The organism is Protofrankia sp. Cas8 (assembly GCF_963555845.1).
Lineage (GTDB): Bacteria > Actinomycetota > Actinomycetes > Frankiales > Frankiaceae > Protofrankia.
The window spans coordinates 1-3,684 of the sequence record NZ_CAUVXI010000329.1 but is presented as its reverse complement, the minus strand read 5'-3'; the positions used below and the strand labels follow the sequence as shown (position 1 = coordinate 3,684).

6 protein-coding genes are annotated in these 3,684 nt (G+C 68.1%); 2 read left to right on the top strand and 4 right to left on the bottom strand.

Annotated features, from left to right (window positions below):
* The first annotated feature begins 183 nt into the window (after window positions 1-183).
* On the top strand, window positions 184-444 hold the full coding sequence (locus U9977_RS26325; RefSeq protein ID WP_322751970.1) for a DUF2277 domain-containing protein: 261 nt from the start codon (window positions 184-186) through the stop codon (window positions 442-444).
* Window positions 445-523: 79 nt separating this feature from the next.
* Here the strand turns inward: U9977_RS26325 and U9977_RS26320 are convergent, their stop codons facing one another.
* The 4 genes from U9977_RS26320 to U9977_RS26305 all read right to left on the bottom strand — a co-directional run bounded on the left by U9977_RS26320 (window position 524) and on the right by U9977_RS26305 (window position 2,816).
* Entirely contained in the window at window positions 524-1,018 is a 495-nt protein-coding gene (locus tag U9977_RS26320) for a hypothetical protein (protein WP_322751969.1), read from the bottom strand.
* A 22-nt stretch (window positions 1,019-1,040) separates the two neighbouring features.
* On the bottom strand, window positions 1,041-1,412 hold the full coding sequence (locus U9977_RS26315; RefSeq protein WP_322751968.1) for a TfoX/Sxy family protein: 372 nt from the start codon (window positions 1,410-1,412) through the stop codon (window positions 1,041-1,043).
* Window positions 1,409-2,119, bottom strand: coding sequence for a type 1 glutamine amidotransferase domain-containing protein (locus tag U9977_RS26310; protein ID WP_322751967.1), 711 nt, complete (start codon window positions 2,117-2,119; stop codon window positions 1,409-1,411). The genes U9977_RS26315 and U9977_RS26310 overlap by 4 nt, the downstream gene beginning before the upstream one ends.
* Window positions 2,120-2,201: 82 nt before the next feature.
* Window positions 2,202-2,816 carry a TetR/AcrR family transcriptional regulator gene (locus U9977_RS26305; protein ID WP_322751966.1) on the bottom strand — a complete coding sequence of 205 codons (615 nt, stop codon included), beginning with the start codon at window positions 2,814-2,816 and terminating at the stop codon, window positions 2,202-2,204.
* A gap of 226 nt (window positions 2,817-3,042) precedes the next feature.
* On the opposite strand from U9977_RS26305, the gene U9977_RS26300 reads away from it, so the two are divergent.
* Window positions 3,043-3,684: ATP-binding protein (locus U9977_RS26300; protein ID WP_322751965.1), on the top strand; the 642-nt coding region annotated here is incomplete at its 3' end.

Sequence of the window (3,684 nt, the reverse complement as noted above, 5' to 3'; positions counted from 1 at the left end):
GGTCTCGACCGCGGTGTGCTGGTGGTGTTCGACCGCCGGCCCGAGGTCGCGCCTGTTGCCGACCGCACCAGGTTTGAGCAGGCGAGCAGTCCGTCCGGTCGCCCGGTCACCGTTCTGCGCGCCTGACCGTTCTGCGCGCCTGACCGGCGGGTTCCCATGGCGGGTGGGATTACCGTTGTAGGCATGTGCCGAAACATCACCGAGCTGCGGGGCCTGGACCCGCCGGCGACCGACGAGGAGATCGAGGCGGCCGCCCGCCAGTTCATCCGGAAGGTCAGCGGGCTGCGCCAGCCGCCGGCGGCCGATGACGCGTTCGAGGTGGCCGTCACCGAGGTGACCGCTACGGTTCACCGGCTGCTCGGCGCGCTACCGGCCCGCCGCCAGCCCCCGACCACCGTGCCGCCGCTGCGGCGTCCCGAGGTTCGCGCCCGCCTCGGCCGCTGAGAAATCGGTCGCTGAGAAATCGGCCGTTGAGAAATCACCGACCGTACGTGCGATGCCAGGGAAGAATACCTGGTGAATTCTATCGTGTCGGGTAGCGGCCGCACCGGGGGCATATCGCGACTGTGTACAGGGCTGCGCCCAGATGCTCCTCACAATGGATGCAGCAACCGCCGAGAAGCCGCCGCATCCGTTCGGCCGGGTCTGCGTCCGCGGCGACCGGCGGGGCGGCTGGCGGTGCGCCGGAGGGTTGGTTGAGCGAGCGGGCAATACCCTGGTAGATGTTGTATGCCTGTTCGAGAGTCTGTCGATGGTAGCCGAACCATGCCGCTACTTTTGGCTGGCGGGTGCTGCCCGGTATCGAGCGGGAAAGTCGTTCCTCGTATCCGGCGATCTCATTGTGGGTCGCTTGGATGGATGCTATCGCCTCGGCAATCTGCGCGGCTGTATAAGGCGCATGCCACAAGATCCGGTTGAGTTTCTGAGTGTGGCGTCCCATGATTTTTGCCAGTTCCTCGACCACGGGCGCGACATAGGGCGGGTCGGGTATGTCATCTGTGGGGTGTGCGTCGTACATCCAGACCTCCTTCTTGCCGCGGCTATTGTGATCGTAAGAACTGTGGTTGGGTTCCTGTTCCTGTTCCTGTTCCTGTTCGGGTCGGCTCGATCGCGTTCAGGACGAGGGCGCACAGGGATTCGCGGTTGTCGAGAACGTCGTCGGGGACGCTGTAGTAGCGACGGACGGTGACGGTTCGTCCCGCTGCCCGGTAGGTGAAGGGGTGGGCACCTGCCGCCTCGGCCGCGGCTCCGGCGGCGGCGTCGACGCGGAGATAGAGGGTGTCCATGACCATCGCGAACTGCCGGTCGTGGTGGCACAGTGCCCAGCCGCCGAAGAAACGGCGCAGCGTGACGCCGTCGATCGGTTGAAGCTGGTCGAGGATGTGGTCGGCGAGGCTTCGGTCACCGCTCATGGCCGCGTGTCCGTCGCGGCCGGAGACCGGAGCGCCTCGATCAGAAGCACGGCTGTGCGCCTCGAGGAGGCGGGGTTCTGTCCGGTGACGAGCTGGCCGTCCCGCACGGCGTGTGGCTGGAAGGGCGCACCTTCGGTGTACCGGGCGCCGCGGGCGTGAAGGTGGCGTTGCAGGGAGAACGGTACGAGATCGGTTGCCCCGACAAGCTGTTCCTCCGCGTCGCTGAACGCCGCGAGTGCCCGTCCCTCGATGAGCGGACGGCCGTCGATCACGACGTCGAGCAGCCCAGCCGCACCGTGGCAGACCGATCCGACGGCGCCACCGTGGGCCGCGACGGTGGCGACAAGGGTCGCCAACTGCGGCTGGGCCGGGAAGTCCCACATGGTGCCGTGGCCGCCGACGAGGAAGACGGCGTCGGCGTCGTCGACGTGCAGCGAGTCCAGTCGCTCCGTGGCGGCCAGACGACCGGCAGCCTCGGCGTCGGCGAGGAACCGGTCGACATCGGGGGTCCGCGTATCGGGAGTCAGGCTGGCCGGGTCGGCCGGCGGCTTCCCGCCGGCCGGCGATGCCAGGGTCACATCAACCCCGCCGTCACGTAGCACGTAGTAGGGGGCTGCGAGTTCCTCGAACCAGAAGCCGGTGGGCCGCCCGGTGTCTCCGAACCGGTCGTGTGACGTGAGCACCATGACCACGCGAGGGGTCGTCATCTTGTCTCCAGACATGGGCCGTACGGGCCCGGCAGGTTGGGCAGGTCGGCATCGGCCATTGCGGCGGGCTGGCGGCCGATGTTCACAGGGCCGTGTCCTTCCATGAGCTGGTGGGGTCACATCGCAGGGAGACGAGAATGTCGTCGGTGATCTCCTGGAGTCGGGAGGCTGGCGTCCCGGCTCGGACGAGCACCAGAACGCCCTGGTAGTCGACCAGGAGCCGGGCACCCCACCGGTCAGCCTGGGCGGCGGCGGGCACCTGCCCTGCGGCCTGCGCGCGCGCCACAGCACCGGTGAAGCCCCGCTCGATGGCGTCCAGCCCGCGCCGGACACCGCGGCTCGTCAGCTCGTCCAGGGCGTAGGACTCCACCGCGGTGTTCGTGACCAGGCATCCGGGGTCCGGGGCACGCCCGGTATTGAAGGTGGAGGTGAAGTACGTTCTGATGCCCTCCAGCGGGTCATCCGGCCGTTCCAGGTGGTCCGCGACGCGCCGGACCACAACCCGGTCGACGTAGGCGTCCAGGGCCGCTCGGAAGATCGCATCCTTGTTCCCGAACGCTCGGTAAAGGCTGCCCGGATGCAGCCCGGTGGTCTCCTCCACGTCCTTCAACGACGTCCCCTGATAACCCTGCCGACGGAACAGGTGCATCACCGCCGTGAGGACATCATCGGAGTCGAAGGTCTGTCGCCGGCCCATCCACCCTCCATAGTTGAATGAACGCTCATCAATCTAGTCCGGGATACGCCCCTGTCAAGCCCTGGGTGTCCGGCGACGAGGAGCACCGGCGCGAGTCGCTGTTGGATGCAGACCGGAGCGCCTGGCGGGGCACACGGCGGGGCACACAGGGCACACGGTGGGGCACGCGGTGCACCGTAGAGTGGCGGGGACGGTCGTCGTCCGATGTCGCGGAGGGTTCTAGCTCATGGGACGCAGGTTCAACACGGCGGGGCCGTGTCTGGCCGCGTACCACTACATGATTCCGGCGTTGGGGCGGCTGCCGGAGGCGCCCGATCTGGTCGCCCAGCTGGGCTATTTCGTGGTGCATGCGCCGCGGCAGACGGGGAAGACGACCACGCTGCGGGCGCTGGCCGAGGAGCTGACCGCCGGCGGCGTGTACGCGGCGCTGCACTTCTCCTGTGAGGTCGGCGAGGCCCTCGGTGATGATCTCGGCGCCGCGCAGCGCGGCATCCTCCAGAGGATCCGAGACCACGCCGACATTGCGTTGCCACTAGACCTGCGTCCGCCGCCTTGGCCGGACGTGCCCGACGCGAGCCTGTTCGCGTCGGCGCTTACCGCGTGGGCGCGGGTCTGTCCGCGGCCGCTGGTGTTGTTCTTCGATGAGATCGACGCGTTGCGCGGTGCGAGTCTGATCAGCGTCCTGCGCCAGCTGCGGGACGGCTATAGTCATCGTCCGCATGCGTTTCCCGCTTCCGTGGCGTTGTGTGGGCTGCGCGACGTGCGCGACTATAAGGTCGCCAGTGGTGGTGACCCGAGCCGGCTCGGCACCGCGAGCCCGTTCAATATCAAGTTGGAGTCGCTGCGGTTGGGGGATTTCACCCCGAGC